The sequence below is a fragment of the Clostridium sp. BSD9I1 genome, from assembly GCF_900185645.1.
GTDB lineage: Bacteria > Bacillota > Clostridia > Clostridiales > Clostridiaceae > Clostridium_AK.
Genome location: NZ_FYAM01000024.1, coordinates 154,382 through 172,985, shown reverse-complemented (window position 1 = coordinate 172,985; position 18,604 = coordinate 154,382). Strand labels below are relative to the sequence as shown.

Below are 18,604 nucleotides of genomic sequence, written 5' to 3'. Positions count from 1 at the left end.
TCTCAGTAAAATGAAAATAAATATAAATTTAAATGAATTAGCTTATAGGTATGAAATATATCAAATAGTAAATATATTTTATCCTTTTAGCGAGATAAATTTTAATACTAGTGATTCCTGTGATTTAAATATAGATGTAAACGTTAGTGACGATTTGGCAATTATATGGGATGGACTTAATAAGGATGAATTTAACCTTAAAAGTGAGTTTACTAAAAAAGAAGTAATAAAAAATCATCTTTACCTGTTTTTAAGTTTAAAGACAGGTAAAAGTTTTCCATGGGGGACGCTCATTGGAATAAGACCAAGCAAAATAGCACTTGCACTTATGAATGAAGGTAAAGATTATAATGAAATAATTAAATATTATGAGAAGCGTTATTTAGCTAGTAAAGAAAAAGCAGAGTTATGCATAAAGATAGCTAAGCGAGAAAAAGACATAGTCAACAAATCAAGTGAAAATATATCAGTTTATATAGGAATGCCATTTTGCCCTACAAGATGTTTATATTGCTCCTTTGCATCTAATCCAATTAAAGGGTGTAGTAAACTTGTAGAGCCATATTTACAGGCGTTAACATATGAAATTGAGAGAATAAGTGAATTTATAAATAAAAAGCGTTTAGTAATAGAAAATGTGTACTTTGGAGGGGGAACCCCTACATCTGTAAGTAATGATCAATTTGAACGAATAATGAAAGATATATATAATAAGTTTATATACAAAAATAATATAAAAGAATTTACAGTAGAATGTGGAAGACCTGATAGTATAAGTTTTGAAAAGTTGGATACTATGAGAAGATATAAGGCTACGCGTATAAGTATAAACCCACAGACTATGAATGATGAAACTTTAAAGCTTATAGGTAGAAATCATAATTCCCAGGATGTCGTTGAAAAGTTCAACTTGGCGAGAAGCATGGGATTTGATAATATAAACATGGATTTAATAGTTGGACTTCCAGGTGAGAGATTAGTACATATGAAAAAAACTTGTAGTGAAATACTGAAATTAAAGCCTGATAGCTTAACAGTGCATGGTATGTCTGTTAAAAAAGGATCAAAGCTTCTAGATGACTTAAAGCAAAATCTTAATCTTGTAGATTTGGATGAGCTAATTGGAATGCACGATGAAACCGTTAAATTAGCAGAAGCTCTGGAAATGGAACCATACTATATGTATAGGCAAAAGAACATGCTTGGTAATATGGAAAATGTAGGTTACTCATTGCCTGATAAGGAAAGCCCTTATAATATACAAATGATAGAAGAACGTCAAACCATAATTGCAATGGGTGCAGATGCCATTACGAAAATTGTATTTTTAGAAGAAAATAGAATTGAAAGAGCCCCAAATTTAAAGGATGTAAGAGAATACAATAATCGAATAGAAGAGCTAATTGAAAAAAAGATAACCATGCTAGAAGAACTATATTAATTTACAAACTATTTGATATAGGAGACATAATTGTCCCTGATATTTTAATATAAATTTTAATTACTAACTTCGGATTAATATGAGGAGGAAAACAAATGGGAGAAGCATTAAAAGGATTAAAAAGAACCATAATGTGTGGCGAATTGAGAGAATCCCATGTAGGTAATAAATTTACTGTAATGGGTTGGGTACAAAGAAAAAGAAACTTAGGAGGATTAATATTTGTTGATTTAAGAGACAGAACAGGAATCCTTCAAGTAGTTTTTGGAGAAGAAATAAATAAGGAAGCTTTTGAAAAGGCTGATACTGTTAGATCAGAGTATTGCATAGCAATAACTGGAAGTTTAGTAAAAAGAGAATCTGCAAATGAAACATTACCAACTGGTATGGTAGAGCTAAAGGGAGAGAGTATAAAGATCTTATCAGAATCAGAAACTCCGCCAATATACATAAAGGAAAATCTAGATGCAGGTGAAAATATAAGATTAAAACATAGATATTTAGACTTAAGAAGACCAGATATGCAGAAAATCTTAATGATAAGACATAAGGCATCTAAGGCAGTAAGAGATTTTATGGATGGAGAAGGTTTCCTTGAAATGGAGACACCAATACTTACTAAGAGCACACCAGAAGGTGCAAGAGATTACTTAGTACCAAGTAGAAATTACCCAGGAATGTTTTATGCATTGCCACAGTCACCACAGATATTTAAGCAGCTTTTAATGGTGTCTGGTTATGATAAGTATTTCCAAATAGCAAAATGCTTTAGAGATGAAGATTTAAGAGCAAATAGACAGCCAGAATTTACTCAGGTTGACTTAGAAATGTCCTTTGTAGAAGCAGATGATGTTATGGGATTAACTGAAAGATTAATTCAACATGTATTTAAAGCTGTAAAGGGAATAGATGTTAAGCTTCCAATGGAAAGAATACCTTACAAAGTGGCTATGGAGAAGTATGGAAGTGATAAACCGGATTTAAGATTTGGAATGGAAATTAATAATTTAACTGATGTAGTTAAAGCGTCTGAATTTAAAGTGTTTAAGGATGCTATAGAAAATGGTGGCTCTGTTAGAGCTATTAGAGTAGAAAACTCAGCAGATATGGGAAGAAAGCAGTTAGATAAGTTAACTGAATTTGTTAAAGGATTTAAAGCTAAGGGATTAGCTTGGATTGCTTATAAACAAGATGAAATAAAATCTCCAATATCTAAGTTTTTATCTGAAGATGAATTAAAGGCTATTTTAGACACAATGAACGCTAAGGTAGGAGATCTTATATTAATAGTTTCAGATGCTAAAGATAAGGTGGTTTTCCAAAGTCTTGGACAATTAAGATTACATGTTGCCAAAGAGCTTGAGATTTTGAAGGATAATAAAGAATATAGATTTGCATGGGTTACAGAATTCCCACTAGTTTCATACAATGATGAAGAAGATAGATGGGAAGCAGAACATCATCCATTCACAGCACCAATGGATGAAGATATTCAGTATTTAGATACTGATCCAGGTAAAGTAAGGGCCAAGGCTTATGACATGGTGTTAAATGGAGAGGAACTAGGCGGAGGAAGCATAAGAATACATGACTCAAATCTGCAAGAAAAAATGTTTGGTGCTATTGGATTGACTAAAGAAAAAGCTTGGGAAAGATTTGGATTCTTACTTGAAGCATTTAAATATGGTCCACCACCACATGGCGGATTAGCATTTGGATTTGATAGAATGACAATGTTCCTTGCTGAGACTGAGAACATAAAGGATGTAATTGCATTCCCTAAGAATCAAAATGCATATTGCCCAATGTCAGAAGCTCCTAATGTAGTGGATGAAGATCAGATAAAGGAACTTGGAATAGAAATAATAAAAAATTCATAAAAAGTTTTTGATAAATTTTAATAAAAAACATTTAAATTGAGTATAATAATATTATAAGAATAGATAACTAAATAAAGATCCTGCTGTGTGCGTGAAGTGAGTTAATATTGAGCCAACATATTTTTGAACGGGAATCTAACTCTTTTAGTGGAATGATGCTTAGGTTAAACTTAGTCATTAATAAATATATTAAGGTTAAGTTTATATACTTGAGAACAAGAAGCAAAAAGGTGATGCCCACCTGCTTAGTCAGGTTCAACAATAACTCACATAACGGCATGGCGGGATTTTTTAGTTTTTAAGAATTAAGTTTACGAAGATAGGAAATTTGCATAGCAAAGGCTTTTAGCATTATCATAAATTACCCTAAATATAGTTATAAAAATAGAGTTTCGGTTTAATATTAAACCGAAACTCTATTTTTTGTAACTAGGCTTGATATAACAAATGCTATTAAAGCAGGTATAACCCAGCTAAATCCTTGTTTAGAAAGTGGAATATATGAAATGAAATTTACTATAGGAGATATAGTAAATCCTATGATCTTAAGATTATCTAATATACTTATTAGCAAAGTAGTATAAACAGTAGCTTTTAATACAGAATTATTTCTTACTAGTTTGCTCATTAATGTAAGTATAACAAGGACCATTACTATAGGGTATAATATTTGTAAAATAGGTACAGCTAAAGCTACGATTGTATCAACTCCAAGCATTGATATTAAAATACTTACAACAGATATAATTATAGCGTTAAAGGTATAAGAGATTTTATTATTAAAAAGATCACTAAAGTATTTTGCAGCTGATGAGGTTAAACCTATAGAAGTAGTTAAACAAGCTAGAGCTACAACAATACTTAAAAATATAATTCCTGTATTACCGAGTATCTTTTGTACTATATCTGTAACTAATTGAGTTTTTGTAATATCTCCTGGAAATATAGAAACAGTTTGACTTCCAAGATATAAAAGTCCACCATAAATTACTCCAAGTCCTATTACCGCTATTATTCCGGATAGTGAGGTTATTTTTATTATATCAGAAACCTTAGAATACCCTTTAGCTCGTACAGAAGATAATATTATAGATGAAAATATAACTGAGGCTATAGCATCCATAGTTTGATAACCTTCTATTAATGAAGTTGAAAATACATTTTTTGCGTTTGTGCTTACAATAGGTCCTATAGGTGATAATACTCCTTTGGCTATTATTATAAGTAAAATTAAAAGTAACAAAGGGGTAAGTAACTTTCCTATATTGTCTATTAGTGATGAGGGTCTTAAAACAAACACTAATGTTATTAAAAAATATATAATAATAACAGGAAGTATTTTTACATTTGGAAATAGTGGTAGAACACTTAACTCATAGGTAGTAGCTGCAGTTCTAGGAATAGCAAGCATAGGCCCTATGGCAAGTATTATACTTGTAGTCACTATAATAGAAAATGCTTTACCAATAGGATGAGACATTTCTTTAAACGTACCATTTATTTTAGCACAAGCAAGAATGCCTATTAACGGAAGTCCTACTCCTGTAATAACAAAGCCTAAAATGGCTGTAAAAAAATCACTACCAACAGTTTTGCCTAAATACGGAGGAAATATTAAGTTCCCAGAACCAAAAAACATAGCAAAAAGGGCAAGTCCGATTATTAATGAATCTTTAATAGATTTACTCATATAATTCTCCTTTTCTAAATGATATTAATTATCATAAATCATAAGCATAATTATAGCATATAAATAGTTTAACGAGCATTTTTAGTATTATATGAAAATTGAAGAAAATAAATCTGTAAATATAAACTAAGACGGCAAAAATGGATTTATAGTTACAAAAAACAACTATATGTACTTAAATTATACATTAAAAACATATATAAAGATACATGTAAATAATATCAGAAAACTTAAGAAAGGTAATTGAAGATACTTCTTAAAATATTATATGTAAGAAATGCCCAAATTGAAAATGAATTAAAATTAAGTGCGTAAACATATTTATAAAATAACAGGGATTTGATGAAAAATTGTGAAAAATCAAAAAAAACCGAGTATATGCTTCCATTTTTTTATAAAACTGACTTAGAAATATTTAACATTTCCATAAATTGTTGTATAATATATATACAACAATTTTAAGAAACGGGGAGATTATATGGAACGTACTTTAGCTTTAATTAAACCAGATGGATTTCAAAGAGGACTTATAGGGGAAATTATATCTTTATATGAAAAAAAAGGCTTAAAGGTTACTGCTTTAAAAATGACAAAACCTGAAATAAATATGGTAGAAGAACATTATATAGAACATAAAGGAAGGCCATATTATAAAAGTTTGATAAAATATATTACAGAAGATAATATTATAGCTATGATATTAGAAGGAGAAAATGCAGTAGAAGTTGTAAGAAAAATAAATGGAGTTACTAATCCTTTAGAAGCAGATCTTGGCAGCATAAGAGGAAGATTTGGATTAAGTAAAGAAAGAAATTTAGTACATGGTTCGGATTCTACAGAAAATGCTTTAAGGGAAATAAATATATGGTTTCCAGAAATAACATCAGAAAGCTATCAATAATTAAGATTTAACGCAAATTTTCGAATTATTTTGAAATATAAGTGGTGTATAAATCAGATTAAGAGAGCAAGGAAAGGCGTGTGGTTTATGTTTCGAGTTGAAGAGGAAGTAAAAAAGATAGCAGAAGAAATATTATGTATGCTTGTGGTTGATGGATATAATATAGATATAATGACCAAGGAGGAAGTGGGACAGCTTGTGGATAGATATCTTCGAGAAATATATGATGATTATTTGAATGATGATAATTATAATGAGGCTTGTGTTGAAGAAGAAACCTACGATGGATTTGAAAGCTTTTATAAAAATTTTACAACAAAAGTAAAAGAAAAAAATATACATATGGAAGAATATTTAAATTAAAAATTACATATTTAGCTTAAAATTGATTGAACAAAAATATAAGGTAAACAAAATATGCTTATTTATAAAGAGGTTAAAACATATGAAGGCATTAATAAGTTACAAAACAAATGAACATATAATTTGTTTGAGAGAAGACGGAATAATAATAGAAATACTTAAAAAATTCTTGGACAAATTCTATGAAGGGGAGATTATAGATTTGCCAGATAACAAAACAACTAATATAAATTAAAATTAATTTAAGTACATGTTGACTTATTGAGATGTTTAATCTAAAACATGAATTAATAGCCAGGTATAAAACTCCTTTTTGTACAAAAAATATGGGTACAGAAAGGAGTTGTTTTTATGTCTAATAATAAAATGAGATGTACTAAAAATAACAAAAAACAAGATGGTCATTTTAAGAAAAAGAATATAAAACATGATCCTCAAGCAGAAAGTGCTAGAGCAGTTTTTGAAGATCCTAAAGCATATCCAGAAAATGATTTTTAAAATATATAGTTTGTAAATATTACGATGAAACTCAATATTAAATTTGCTGAAAAGATATGTTCATATTGAACTTTAAGGAGGGATTATAGATGAATGAAAATAAGGAACAATTAAAAGGAAGAGCAAGACAAATGCTTATAGATGGAAAAACTCATAAAGAAATAAGGACAGAAACTCATTTAAGAGAAAAAGATATAGGAAGAATACAAAGAGAAATAACTAATAGATTCTAATAACTAAAATTAGTATATGGTAATCAGTAGTTTGCCAAGATTAAATATACACTACTGGTTGCCTTTATACTGATTATTAAAAAGTTATTATATAACCTTTTGTGAACACTTTTAATAAATGTTTCATAGTTTATTAAGGTAAGATAATTTAAGAAAGGTGTTAATATATGTTTTATTGCCCATATGAAATTTGTAATCCTTATCTTTATAGACAAGAGCAATTACAATCTAATTCTTTTGTAAGAGTGCTTCATGCTTCTCCTAATGCTCCAATGGTAGACATATATGCTAATGATAATTTAATTATAAAGAGAATTAGCTATCAACAGTTCACTCCTTATTTTCAATTACCAGTAGGTAGATATAACATTAAAATTTATCCAAGTGGTACAAAAACAAATCCAGTAGTAGATACCGATGTGAATATACCAGTAAATAAAATTTTAACAGTAGCAGCAATTGGGCAATTGCCTAATATAGAATTATATGCTGTATCGGATATGGCGACTATTAATCCTAGTAAAACTCTGATAAGATTTGTTCATTTGTCTCCTAATGCTCCTAATGTTGACATTACATTGCCAAATGGAACTAAGTTATTTGAAAATGTAGGATATAAGGATACAACAAATTATATTACTGTAAATCCAGGTATTTATACTGTACAGGTAAGACCAACAGGAACTGAAAGTATAGTTTTAACTGTTCCCAACATTAGATTAAAGCCTAATAGAGCATATACTATTTATGCAGTAGGCTTAGTAGGAGCGGAACCATCTCTTCAAGTGCTCATACCACTAGATGGATGCTCTTATATTGGAAGATAACTGCTGATTTAGTATCTAAATAGGCTAGTAAGGTTGCGAAGTAATTTACTTATAGTTAATAGATAAAGAATTCACTATTAACTATAAATTAAAAGTTGCTTCGTAATTTTTGTTTTTATATTAATATTAATTACTTTTATTAATAGTGATAAAGTGACTGGATTTTTAAAAATGAAAAGTTAAGTATAGAACTAAAGATTAGGTATAAACAATAAAATTTAGAGAAAAATAAATTAGTAGTTTATGATAAATATATAAGAATCGAGGGAGTGAGATTATGCTAGGGCCAAGGGAAAAACTTCCATTGTTTGTTTATGGAAGTTTATCAGAAGGATTTTATAATCACGATATATATTTGAAGGGAAAGGTTTTAACAAAGCATGAAGCTAAAACAAAAGGAAAGTTATTTCATTTGGCGAATAAAGGATATCCAGCAATGATTGATGGTGATGAATGGGTTTATGGGGAATTAGTTACTATAGAAGATTATGAAAAAACAGTAGAAGAAATGGATGAAATGGAACATTATTATGGAGAGGATAATAATGAAAATGAGTATAATCGTGTTATACTAGAAGTAGAACTTATAGGAACAAGCGGAAAAGTTAAAGCATATACCTATAAGTATAATGAAGAAAGTGAATATGAACTTAAAAATCGACATGAAGAAGTACCACATGGAGATTGGAGAAAGTTTATGAAAGAGGAATGAAGATAAAAAGCAAACACATAGGTATTTATAATTAAATTAACAGTGTGTTAAGAAATTTATGTGATTTTTTGTTTAAGCATAGATATATGTTTGTTAATGTGAGGATAAATTTTTAGATTTATCCTCCTTAGCATTTGTGTCATAAATTAGTTTTTTTCAGGACGCGTAAATAAGATATAAACTATATAAGAAATGTTATTTTCTAAAATTCATCTATACTTTGTAAATACAAAAGGATAGAACTAGAAAGGGGTCTAGTCTATCCTTTATATATTATAGGGGGTCGGGGACAATTTATTTTATACCTTAATTATGTCCATATTTTGAAACTTTAAACATTATTTATGAAGAAATATTATTGGAATATTTCTTCATAAATGGAGAGCGAGAATTAAATCTTAACTGTAGGCAAAACTATTTTTAACAAGTTTTTTATATAAATTAAATTTGATTATAGAAGGGAGTAACTATAATGGTTAACAAACGCAGTTTTACTCAAAAGCAAATGGCTTCACTGGGAATTAGAAAAAATGAAAGGGGAGATTACGAATATATAAATCCTGAAGATAAGAATAAGTCAAAATATAAAGAAATAAGGAAAGAAAATAAATAAGAAATATAAATAGCAAGAAAATATTATGAAATTGAATAATTAAGGAGGCATAAATATGATTCCAGAAAAAATGAAAGAAGTATTAAAATATGAGGGGGTAGTTGCCGTTGCAACACAAGGAGAGGGTAAGGCACATTTAGTAAATACTTGGAACAGTTACATACAAGTTATTGATGACAACAAGGTATTATTTCCTGTTGGTTTTATGAATGAAACTGAAGCTAATATAGAAAAAAATAATAAAGTTGAAGTTACAATGGGAAGCAGAGAAGTTCAAGGGTTTCAAGGCCAAGGCACAGGTTTTTTAATCAATGGAACCATGTGTTTTATAAAGGAAGGGAAAGAGTTTGATTTAATTAAACAGAAGTATCCATGGGCAAGGGCAGCAGGAGAAATAAGAATTAATTCTATAAAGCAAACTTTATAATATAGTAGATCAATAATGTAATAAAAAATATGATTATTAATAATGAGAAAAGTATTGCTTGTGTAAAATAAAAAATCACTTTAGATTAAATCTAAAGTGATTTTTATGGTGCCGAAGGAGTGACACAATTAGTATCCGCACCTTTTTTATATCGGCATAGAATCGTATTTCAAGTTAACCTCTATATCATCTTTATATATTATAACAGAATTTACATAACTTGAAATAAAATTTTTAACTTCTATAATATTTCTATTTAATACATGTTCTCTTTGAGATAAAAGATTTTTTTCGATTTCTCCTGGAGTAATTTCTTTAGTATCTAATTTTAGTTTAGTTATTTCATAATCATATCTTATTTTTTTAAGTTCTTCATCTAGTGAAGTAAGTTTCTGGTTAAAAATGGGCTGATCATATCCTTTAGCTATAGCTGAAATTATGTTATTTTGTTCAAAAGTAATTTCATTAATTCTAGATTTCAAAAATTCAAGCTGCTTATTTTCCTGCTGTTTTTTACCTTTTAAATAGCTATTTAATTTTTTACTTAAATATGTCAGTGCATTTCTGCTAAAGATATTTTCAATAAGTTTTTGAAATACAATTTCCTCTAAAATCTCTTTATCTACTTCAGTATTACTACATCTACCATTACATCTATACATAGTATATACCTTACCAGAGCCATTATGCTTTCTGCTGCCGCAATAAGGCTTCTCACATTCACCACAGAATACAAGTCCACTTAGTAAGTAAACCTCTTTAGCTTTTCTTGTAGAGCGTTTCTTAGGCACCATCAGCTCTTGAGTTATTAAGAAAGTTTCAGTATCTATAATTTGTGGTATTCCATCAGGTATTCTTATAATTTCACTTTCATCTTTATAAGAACGATTATTTCTTTTACCATCTATATTTCTAGATGCTCTTCTATTAAAGGTGTAAACACCAGCATATTTTTCATTACACAGCAGGTCATGAATACTTGCATAAGTAAAGTCTTTTCCATGCCTTGTTTTTATACCCAATTGTTTTAAGGTACTTATTATAAGTGGATACTTAGCTCCATCATTGTACATCTTAAATATAAGTTGAACGTAGGGAGCTTCTTTATCATTTATAATATAAGCCTTAGTTACTGGATCTACAGAATAACCAAAGGGCACATAGCCACCATTAAATCTGCACTTATAAGCATTTTCCCTTAACCCTTTCATAGTTTCTTTAGCTAGGTTAAGAGAATAATATTCAGCAAAGGACTCTAATATACCTTCCATGAGTTGCCCCTCTGGAGAATCATCTATGGCTTGTCCAGAAAATACAACCTTAATATTGCATTTCCTTAAGCTATATTTATTAATGGCAGATTCAATTCTATTCCTGGCAAATCTATCTACTTTATGGCATATTACTACATCAAATAAACCCATCTTAGCATCTTTAAGCATTTGCTGAAAAGCTGGTCTATCATCTGTCTTACCTGACATAGCTTCATCACAATAGTCTTTTATTATTTCAATGTTATTTCTTTTAGCATATTCACGATTAAATCTTATTTGAGCATCTATGCTTTCTTCTCTCTGCATAGTAGAGCTAAATCTATTATAAGTAACTCCTTTTAACATACAGTTCCTCCTAATCAAAAAAATAAAAACCCAATACACAAGTGTATGGGTTTCGTAGAATCTGTATTTTAAAAGTAAAAATAACTTTCATAGGTTTCTGTATACAGAATAACAAATGAATTTATTAAAGTCAATAAAAAATTCACAACAAGAAATATATAATAAAAACAAAAATATTTATTAACAATCAAAACTAAAGCTTTTATTTGCATATAGTAATATTTTATTTATATTATTAGATTTTTTCTCACAAATGGATATAGAATAAAATTTGTATCTTATAATTTCCTCAGTAACATAAAAATGTTCTGACAAATCATATAAAGATGTAATATCATAACTTAATGCTTGTACAAATTCTTCATCTGATATTAAAAAGTTAGCAGCCCACAAGCGAGCTTTTTTCTCCTGTTTTGATAATTTAATTTCATCAGAGTAAGTAAAACATTCAGTTGTTAAGTCTCCAAATGAGGTAAAATGATGCCCAAGCTCTTCAGCTAGTACAGAAAGTAACTTCTTAGAGTTATTACATATAGATTTATTAATTCCGATAGTAGAGGGAAGTCCTGGTAACTTTAAGTAGATACCTTCTATATACTTATATGTTAAATTAACTTCTTCTAGTAGTATCCCTTCTTCTTCAATAATTTCATATATTTGCTCTAAATTTTTCATATTTTGCACCACCTAATAATGTAAAGTATGGTATAATTATATCATAAACAGAACGTATGTTCTATATAAAATGAAAAATTATACATATGAGGTAATTTTATATGGAAACTTGCTATTGCGAGCCAAAGAAATGCAATAAAAAGAATTTATGTAATAGGCATATAATAAAAATGAAAAGCTTTGCTTTGTAACAGAGAAAATAGGGGAGAGTCTATCGGATATTTTAAAATATACATAAGTAGATATTAATAATATTTATCTAGTTTTCAAGGCTAGTCAAATATTATTAATATGTTATCAAAATTTCTTAAAATGATATATAATAAATAAGTAATATACTGTATGAGGTGCTATTATGAGAATGTATAAAAAAATTTACAATAAATGGTTGATTTTTGTGAACTTTCAAAGAAAATATAATTATGTTTTCTATCCAATTGTTACAAGTATAATATTTAATATAATAATTAAAATTCCAAATATAATTACTGTAAATCAATCTATGAACAATAATATAGTATCTGTATCAGGAGTATTAGTGGGCTTTCTTTTTTCATCTCATAGTATATTAATTGCATTACCTGATAATAAAAAATATGTACAATTACTTAAGGAATATGGTTATTTAAAAAGAAATTTTTTAAGTATATTTTTAGGAGAAATATTTTTGACAATTTCTTTAGTATTATCTTTTTTTGAGTTGAATATATTTTTGTCTTTAAATTTTTTTATTATAGGGATTTGCTATACAATAATTTTAGCAGTTAACTTATTTTTTACTTCTATTTATATAGTTAAATAATTCTTTTTTAAGAATATCTTTTATAACTTGTTGTGTTTTAATATCATTAAGTGTTAGTTTGACAGGCACACGTTTAATTAACACTTTTTTTACAACATCTAGCGCCTCAATAAGTTCACTATCTGTAGTTTTCCCACTTATTTTATAATAACAGAACCCTTCAAGTTCACTTTCAGTTATCTTTTCAATAAATTCTTTATCTGCAATTCTATTTTCAAGTTCCAAATTAACAGTGATTTTTTTTAGATTATCGTTGCTAATAGAGTTTAGCTCTCTATAAGATGGAATCCTAGATTGTATATCATTACCGATATACGCAAAAGAAATTCCCAAAAGTTCAGTATATCTGTTTAACTCATCAGTTATATTATCAATTGGTTTTTGATAAATGGCGAAAGATTCAATGAAAACGCACTTAGAAAGGATGTATTTTGATAAACTAGAGTTTATGCTCGGAGCAGCATCATTTTTTAAAACAACTACTATGTTTTGAAAGAAATCTATATAAAAGTATGTAAAACTTTCTATCTTATTGTTACTATTTTCTGGCATATAGTCTTTTTTTTCTAGTGTTTCAGGATTTCTTTGTCTTGTTAAAGCTAATTTTATTTCACTTTCATATTTGCCAACACTACCAAAAACAAAAAAATCATCAATATCATATATATCGATTATCTTATCTTTATATGATACTGACTTTTCCTTAAATGCATATTTAAAGCACTCTGAAAGAGTATGTTTATATTCACATTCCATCACATCATATATTTTATATCTTATATCATAAAAATATATAGACATGTTTTTTTCATTATCTTTATTTATATTCATTTAAATAATATCCCCCTAAAATAAATTTAAATATAAGAACCCTATATGTGTACATATATTCAAGTTTATAATAGTACAGTAAAAGGGCCCTTTTAAATTACATTTTGTTTTTATTATTTATTTGTTCTTCCCATACTTATGTTTTAAAAACTCAATAAAATCCTCAAGCTCTTTTTTAGCTTCAGGAGGAAGGTTTTCATCATATCCATTTTCATTATGCAGAGCTATAGTTGTTTCTTTATTATTTAGGATTTTATCAGCTTGTTCTTTTATGTCAGAATAACCCATCAAATAGTCTAATGAAACGTTAAAATGTTCAGCAATTTGCCTTTTTATAGAATCACTAGGAACTCTTTTTCCGGATTCATATTGGGATAATGTAGTATTACCTATATTTAAATACTTTGCTAAATCTAATTGACTGATATTAGCATCTTCCCTTAATTTTTTAATTCTAAAACCTAAAATATTACTATCCATAAAGCTCTCCCTTTCACAATTAGTGAATTTAATATAATTATAGTTTAAAATAAATAATAAAAAAGGATTTTTCACAAAATGTGAAAAAGATGTTGACTTTCTCAAAGTGTGAAAGTATAATAAAAATATAAGGTTTGCTAAACGTGAAACCAGGAGGTGATTAGAATAAGCAACAAAATGAAGTTTTTCAGGTTAAATAATAATTTAACCCAAGAAGAAGTAGCACAAAAGCTTAGAGTATCAGTAAGTTCATACAATATGATGGAGAACGGAAGAAGGAAAGTTTCTCTAGAGACAGCTAAAAAATTAGAAGATATTTTTAATACAACAATAGATGAAATTTTTTTTAAGTTTTAGTTTCACGATTAGCAAAATAAATGAGAAAGAATATCTTATATGTAAATAATTTTACTCCCATACACAGTAGATAAAAACTATTTAAAATCTACAGCTTGGGAATTTGGAGAAGGAAAGTCTACAGGAGGATGGGCAAAGAATTAAATATTTGGAGGTAATAGTATGGAAAACATGAAACTTACTGTTACACAGGAAAAAAGAGAGTATGTTATAGATACTATTTTAAATGTTATTGAAGAAGAATTTGACGGGGCAGAGGTTACTGCAGTATTTACCAAAGCTCTTTTAGAAGAAGCCATAAGAACAGTAGAGAAAAGGTGCTGCTTAGTACCATTGAAATATATAAAGAAATAAATGATTTATTCATATTCATTTCATAGCTTTATAAATTCTTTTCAGTAAAGCTATAAAAACAAGTCATATCAAAAATAGAATGTATTTTAAAAATTAAATATTGAATAAGGGTTTCGTAGAATAAAGTATTTTAATAAAAGAGAGGTGTTTAAAGGTGAAAATAATTTTAACAAGAGATGGTGTTGAAAAAAGCAAAGTAAATACAGGATGTGTTTTTGATGAAGGTCCTGCAATAAAGTTTTTAGCTGAAATTTTTGAAACTAGAAAAGAGGAAACTACAAGAAAAAATTAAGGTTTTAAATTCCTATGAATAGGCTGAAAGGCCTATTTTAAAAAAAGTTTTCCAAGGAAAATTTTATATGATTATCCATTATATTTTATGTATTCCAAAATGTTTTGGTTACACTTTTAGGAGGGAAAAAATTGATAGGGGTTGCAATTAGAGAGGCTAGAGAGTCAAAAGGGATTACTCAGCAAGATTTAGCAGAGGAGAGTTTCTTATCTCCAAAAACCATAAGTGCTATAGAAACTGGAAGAAGAAATTTAACTCAAGAAAATTTAAAAGCAATTTGCAGTGAGTTAGATGATCCAAGAGTTTATGCTGAGGCAGTACAAGAAATATGTGGGGATGTATTTTCAATACAGTGGCTGGATGGTGAAGCAGCAGATTTGCATAGAGCATCAGTCAAAGAAAAGGTTATAGAGGAGCTATCAGAGGCTATAAGAGCCATTAATTTAACTAAGGTATATAAAAGTCCTACTGCTTGCAGTGATGGTGATATAAAAAGTATAGAGCACAGTATTGAAGAAACTATAGATGTATTTAATGCCAGTGCAATATATATAGCTGTAATGTGTAGGGAATACAACTTAGATATTAAAAGTATGTTTAAGATTCACAAACAAAAACTTATAAATCGTGGATATGTGAGGAGGAATGGAAATGAAATTTTTAAATAAAGTACATGAGGAAAGATTCTTAGAGTGCATTAGTAAAGATAGAACATGTACAGGTGATGTAGAAAGATATGCTTTATTTTATATACTAACTGGTAGCAATGACATATGGTGGAAGGGCATTGATAAGTACTACGACTTTAAGGAGCATGGAATAAAAAGTCCAAGGAGCTTAGGTAAATTATGCTTATGTAATAGCAGTTTATATTTAGTTAAGCTTGCATACAACTTATACAATGGGTACAAATCTGAAACAGTTCTAGAAACCTTTTCTTCTTTAGATAAGGAAAATACTAGATTAGCATTAAATGCAATAAAAATAAGACTTAGATTTGAGGAATAAAAAAAGAACCCTTAACTAAGGATTCTTTAAAAGACGATTTTGGTAAGGAGCTGCAACTCCTTACCCCTATTATACCATTTTATGAGATATGGGGGAAGAGAAAATGAAAAAGAAAATAAAGCTTAAATTTGTTACTTATATAGATAAAACAGGAGCTAAAAGGGTAGCTCTATTAGGGAAAAACTTTTAGGGGGTATGGTGAGAATGGCTGCTACAAAGTACAGACGAATATATGTTGATTTTTGGGAAGATCCAAAGGTTTCAGAGTGCTTCACTCCAGAGGATAAGTATTTTTATATTTATCTTCTAACTAACACACATACAAATTATTCAGGTATCTATGCTATAACGAAAAAAGTAATGGCTTTTGACATGGGATACAGCATTGAAACCATTAATAGCTTAATGGAGAGGTTTATAAGTTTCCATAAATTAATTAGATACAATAATGAAACTAGAGAACTTGCCATAAAAAACTGGGGCAAATTCAATATGAATAATGATGGTAAACCAATGCTGGATTGTTATAAATCTGAACTTATGAGTATTAAAGATAAATCGCTGATTTCATATGTGGCTGAAAATATAAAAAGCGAAAAAATTAAAGCTATTTTTAACGAGTTGTCTAACGTAACGTGCGACGATACGGCCAAGCAAAAGGGGAGCGATACGGATAGCATAAAAAATAAAAATACAGATATTAACAAATGCGACAAACAGGGGGTTCTGACGGAGCGTGAACGTGAGGGGGTACAAGATATAGATATAGATATAGATATAAATAAAGATATATATAAAGATTTATATAGTGAAAATCAATCAAATTTTTCAGATGTGGAAAATGTGGATAACTTAAATAATGCTTTTTCATCAGATGAAACATCTGATAAGAGAAATTTAACTCCTTTGACAGAAATTATGGATTTGTTTAATTCTACCTGTTTTACTTTACCTAAAGTAAAAAAACTTTCTAACTCACGTAAAAAAAGTATTAAGAATGCATATATAGCCTTTGGTAAAAATTTAGAGCGATTTAAAACTTTATTTTATAAAACACATAAAAGTGATTTCCTTTCAGGAAGGTCGGGTGCATGGACAGGTTGCGGCTTTGATTGGATTCTTAAGGAGAGTAATTATATAAAAATTCTAGAAGGCAACTATGACAATAAAGGAAAAGCTCCAGGTGTTAAGCAAGATAGCTTTAATGGGTATGACCAAAGAGCTTATGATGGTTCTGATGGCAGAGAAACTTTAGCTGATATTGAGAAAAAACTTTTGGGTTGGTAATGATATGCGACTTAAATGGCCTAAATTCGCTTAAATTTAACCTGTAACCATAGAGAATATGCAATTTAATATAAATACTTGTCCTAATATAAAATATGGTTTAAAAATGATTTTAAAGCATTTGAGGATTTGAGAGAGATTAGATTAAAAACAAGAGAGAGGGTAATTGAAATTAATAAGGTTATTTTGATTGGAAGATGGACTAAGGATTTAGAGCTTAAATTTACACCAGGTACTGGTACAGCTGTTGCAAGAGGTACACTAGCTGTAGATAGAAGACAAAAGAAGGGTTCTGTAGAAAGAGAAGCTGACTTTATACCTGTGGCAATTTGGGGGAAAGCTGCTGAAAATGCAGTTACATACACAGGTAAAGGAAAATTATGTGGAGTATCTGGAAGAATACAAACAAGAAATTATGAGGCTAAGGACGGAAGCAAAAGGTACGTGACAGAAATAATGGCTGAGGAAGTTAAATTTTTAGAATGGATAAGTAAAGATAATAGCTCAAGTCCTTATGATGGTTTAACTCCAATAGATGATCCTGATGCGCCTTTTTAAAACATGGAGGAGAATATGGAGAATAAGTGCTTAATAGAAGATGTGGTGAAGCTTTATTTTGATGGATATGGAGTTAAAGATGCATTAAAGATTGCAAAGGAAAGAAATGAGCATAGAGAATGCTTACAAGGTGATTTAGATTATACAATAAGCATTAAGTCAGCAACGGAATGTACAAGCTGTAATGAACCTAAGTTATTAGCTATGTGTAGATGTTTAAACGGATTAGAGGATATTGGAGGATTAAATTATGGGGAGAATAGAAAAGCAGAAATTAAATGAAAAAATAAAGAAAAAGGCAGATGAACTTGTAGATGCAGCTGAAAAAATAGGTAGCTTAAATTTCTTTGAAATAAGTATCAAGCACGTAAATGGGGAGCTTATAACAAGCCTTGAAACAAAGTATAAAGAAAAGGTTTAGGAGGATTTGATTTGAAGCTAATGATTTTAACTAAGGTTGTAGGGCACAACAAGAAAAAAATAGATAATTCCAAAACTACATGGGAGGATTGGAAGAAGAAGATCATTGAAGAAGTAGATGAACTTATAGATGCAATACGTGAAAAAGATAGAGTACACATGCTTGAAGAGGTGCTTGATATTTTACAGTGCTGCATAGGAATACTAGCAAAGCTTGCAAGAGAGGGAGTATCAATAGACCAAGGGATTCATCTTCACAATAAAAAGCTAATTGATAGAGGATGTGAGCCAAGTGCGGAAATCAATATTCGCATTACAAGGAGAATATGAGGACAA

At 29.0% G+C, this 18,604-nt stretch carries 27 protein-coding genes and 1 other RNA gene; 23 read left to right on the top strand and 5 right to left on the bottom strand.

The window, feature by feature from the left end:
* Positions 1-10 precede the first annotated feature (10 nt).
* The 3 genes from BSD9I1_RS14380 (at position 11) to ssrS (ending at position 3,613) form a co-directional block, all read left to right on the top strand.
* Positions 11-1,441 (top strand): coproporphyrinogen III oxidase, encoded by a 1,431-nt coding sequence (locus BSD9I1_RS14380; protein ID WP_186430926.1) that lies wholly within the window; start codon positions 11-13, stop codon positions 1,439-1,441.
* Positions 1,442-1,536: 95 nt separating this feature from the next.
* Positions 1,537-3,321: an aspartate--tRNA ligase gene (gene aspS / locus BSD9I1_RS14375; RefSeq protein ID WP_186430925.1), complete on the top strand. Its 1,785-nt coding sequence runs from the start codon at positions 1,537-1,539 to the stop codon at positions 3,319-3,321.
* Positions 3,322-3,395: 74 nt separating this feature from the next.
* A non-coding RNA gene (gene ssrS, locus BSD9I1_RS14370) (6S RNA) lies at positions 3,396-3,613 on the top strand.
* 111 nt (positions 3,614-3,724) lie between these two features.
* Here ssrS and brnQ read toward each other — a convergent pair.
* Positions 3,725-5,011: a branched-chain amino acid transport system II carrier protein gene (gene brnQ, locus BSD9I1_RS14365; RefSeq protein WP_186430924.1), complete on the bottom strand. Its 1,287-nt coding sequence runs from the start codon at positions 5,009-5,011 to the stop codon at positions 3,725-3,727.
* 478 nt (positions 5,012-5,489) lie between these two features.
* Between brnQ and ndk the strand changes: the two genes are divergently transcribed.
* The 9 genes from ndk to BSD9I1_RS14320 all read left to right on the top strand — a co-directional run bounded on the left by ndk (position 5,490) and on the right by BSD9I1_RS14320 (position 9,585).
* Positions 5,490-5,912, top strand: a complete 423-nt coding sequence (ndk, locus tag BSD9I1_RS14360; protein ID WP_186430923.1) for a nucleoside-diphosphate kinase — start codon at positions 5,490-5,492, stop codon at positions 5,910-5,912.
* An 87-nt stretch (positions 5,913-5,999) separates the two neighbouring features.
* Positions 6,000-6,275: a hypothetical protein gene (locus tag BSD9I1_RS14355; protein ID WP_186430922.1), complete on the top strand. Its 276-nt coding sequence runs from the start codon at positions 6,000-6,002 to the stop codon at positions 6,273-6,275.
* Between the two features lie 82 nt (positions 6,276-6,357).
* Positions 6,358-6,510, top strand: coding sequence for a hypothetical protein (locus tag BSD9I1_RS14350; RefSeq protein WP_186430921.1), 153 nt, complete (start codon positions 6,358-6,360; stop codon positions 6,508-6,510).
* 116 nt (positions 6,511-6,626) lie between these two features.
* Positions 6,627-6,773 (top strand): CPC_1213 family protein, encoded by a 147-nt coding sequence (locus BSD9I1_RS14345; protein ID WP_186430920.1) that lies wholly within the window; start codon positions 6,627-6,629, stop codon positions 6,771-6,773.
* 89 nt (positions 6,774-6,862) lie between these two features.
* Positions 6,863-7,006: a hypothetical protein gene (locus BSD9I1_RS14340; protein ID WP_186430919.1), complete on the top strand. Its 144-nt coding sequence runs from the start codon at positions 6,863-6,865 to the stop codon at positions 7,004-7,006.
* Between the two features lie 167 nt (positions 7,007-7,173).
* The gene (locus BSD9I1_RS14335) at positions 7,174-7,833 is read left to right on the top strand and encodes a DUF4397 domain-containing protein (protein ID WP_186430918.1); all 660 of its coding nucleotides are present in this window, start codon (positions 7,174-7,176) and stop codon (positions 7,831-7,833) included.
* A 277-nt stretch (positions 7,834-8,110) separates the two neighbouring features.
* A complete protein-coding gene (locus BSD9I1_RS14330) occupies positions 8,111-8,545 on the top strand; it encodes a gamma-glutamylcyclotransferase (RefSeq protein WP_035308315.1) in 435 nt (144 codons plus the stop codon).
* Positions 8,546-9,017: 472 nt separating this feature from the next.
* Positions 9,018-9,158, top strand: a complete 141-nt coding sequence (locus BSD9I1_RS14325) for a hypothetical protein (protein ID WP_186430917.1) — start codon at positions 9,018-9,020, stop codon at positions 9,156-9,158.
* Between the two features lie 55 nt (positions 9,159-9,213).
* Positions 9,214-9,585: a pyridoxamine 5'-phosphate oxidase family protein gene (locus BSD9I1_RS14320; RefSeq protein ID WP_186430916.1), complete on the top strand. Its 372-nt coding sequence runs from the start codon at positions 9,214-9,216 to the stop codon at positions 9,583-9,585.
* Positions 9,586-9,731: 146 nt separating this feature from the next.
* Here the strand turns inward: BSD9I1_RS14320 and BSD9I1_RS14315 are convergent, their stop codons facing one another.
* Together BSD9I1_RS14315 and BSD9I1_RS14310 are read right to left on the bottom strand one after the other, a co-directional pair.
* On the bottom strand, positions 9,732-11,204 hold the full coding sequence (locus BSD9I1_RS14315) for a recombinase family protein (protein ID WP_186430915.1): 1,473 nt from the start codon (positions 11,202-11,204) through the stop codon (positions 9,732-9,734).
* Positions 11,205-11,384: 180 nt separating this feature from the next.
* Complete coding sequence (locus tag BSD9I1_RS14310) at positions 11,385-11,879, bottom strand: ImmA/IrrE family metallo-endopeptidase (RefSeq protein ID WP_186430914.1); 495 nt, start codon at positions 11,877-11,879, stop codon at positions 11,385-11,387.
* A 355-nt stretch (positions 11,880-12,234) separates the two neighbouring features.
* On the opposite strand from BSD9I1_RS14310, the gene BSD9I1_RS14305 reads away from it, so the two are divergent.
* Positions 12,235-12,681: a hypothetical protein gene (locus BSD9I1_RS14305; protein WP_186430913.1), complete on the top strand. Its 447-nt coding sequence runs from the start codon at positions 12,235-12,237 to the stop codon at positions 12,679-12,681.
* Here the strand turns inward: BSD9I1_RS14305 and BSD9I1_RS14300 are convergent.
* Positions 12,649-13,512, bottom strand: coding sequence for a hypothetical protein (locus BSD9I1_RS14300; RefSeq protein WP_186430912.1), 864 nt, complete (start codon positions 13,510-13,512; stop codon positions 12,649-12,651). The genes BSD9I1_RS14305 and BSD9I1_RS14300 overlap by 33 nt on opposite strands.
* Before the next feature lie 117 nt (positions 13,513-13,629).
* On the bottom strand, positions 13,630-13,992 hold the full coding sequence (locus BSD9I1_RS14295) for an XRE family transcriptional regulator (protein ID WP_186430911.1): 363 nt from the start codon (positions 13,990-13,992) through the stop codon (positions 13,630-13,632).
* Between the two features lie 177 nt (positions 13,993-14,169).
* On the opposite strand from BSD9I1_RS14295, the gene BSD9I1_RS14290 reads away from it, so the two are divergent.
* From BSD9I1_RS14290 to BSD9I1_RS14245, 10 genes are all read left to right on the top strand, one after another.
* Positions 14,170-14,349, top strand: coding sequence for a helix-turn-helix transcriptional regulator (locus BSD9I1_RS14290; protein ID WP_242966494.1), 180 nt, complete (start codon positions 14,170-14,172; stop codon positions 14,347-14,349).
* A 162-nt stretch (positions 14,350-14,511) separates the two neighbouring features.
* Complete coding sequence (locus tag BSD9I1_RS14285) at positions 14,512-14,703, top strand: hypothetical protein (RefSeq protein WP_186430910.1); 192 nt, start codon at positions 14,512-14,514, stop codon at positions 14,701-14,703.
* Positions 14,704-14,857: 154 nt separating this feature from the next.
* The gene (locus BSD9I1_RS14280) at positions 14,858-14,995 is read left to right on the top strand and encodes a hypothetical protein (protein ID WP_186430909.1); all 138 of its coding nucleotides are present in this window, start codon (positions 14,858-14,860) and stop codon (positions 14,993-14,995) included.
* A 131-nt stretch (positions 14,996-15,126) separates the two neighbouring features.
* On the top strand, positions 15,127-15,663 hold the full coding sequence (locus BSD9I1_RS14275; RefSeq protein WP_186430908.1) for a helix-turn-helix domain-containing protein: 537 nt from the start codon (positions 15,127-15,129) through the stop codon (positions 15,661-15,663).
* Positions 15,647-16,003: a DUF6075 family protein gene (locus BSD9I1_RS14270; RefSeq protein ID WP_186430907.1), complete on the top strand. Its 357-nt coding sequence runs from the start codon at positions 15,647-15,649 to the stop codon at positions 16,001-16,003. Before BSD9I1_RS14275 ends, BSD9I1_RS14270 begins: the two co-directional genes overlap by 17 nt.
* Positions 16,004-16,207: 204 nt before the next feature.
* A complete protein-coding gene (locus tag BSD9I1_RS18955; RefSeq protein WP_186430906.1) occupies positions 16,208-17,290 on the top strand; it encodes a hypothetical protein in 1,083 nt (360 codons plus the stop codon).
* A 171-nt stretch (positions 17,291-17,461) separates the two neighbouring features.
* Positions 17,462-17,848: a single-stranded DNA-binding protein gene (locus tag BSD9I1_RS14260; protein ID WP_186431104.1), complete on the top strand. Its 387-nt coding sequence runs from the start codon at positions 17,462-17,464 to the stop codon at positions 17,846-17,848.
* A gap of 15 nt (positions 17,849-17,863) precedes the next feature.
* Positions 17,864-18,130: a hypothetical protein gene (locus tag BSD9I1_RS14255; protein WP_186430905.1), complete on the top strand. Its 267-nt coding sequence runs from the start codon at positions 17,864-17,866 to the stop codon at positions 18,128-18,130.
* A complete protein-coding gene (locus BSD9I1_RS14250; RefSeq protein WP_186430904.1) occupies positions 18,099-18,269 on the top strand; it encodes a hypothetical protein in 171 nt (56 codons plus the stop codon). The genes BSD9I1_RS14255 and BSD9I1_RS14250 overlap by 32 nt, the downstream gene beginning before the upstream one ends.
* Positions 18,270-18,289: 20 nt before the next feature.
* Positions 18,290-18,598, top strand: a complete 309-nt coding sequence (locus BSD9I1_RS14245) for a MazG nucleotide pyrophosphohydrolase domain-containing protein (protein ID WP_186431103.1) — start codon at positions 18,290-18,292, stop codon at positions 18,596-18,598.
* Positions 18,599-18,604 lie beyond the last annotated feature (6 nt).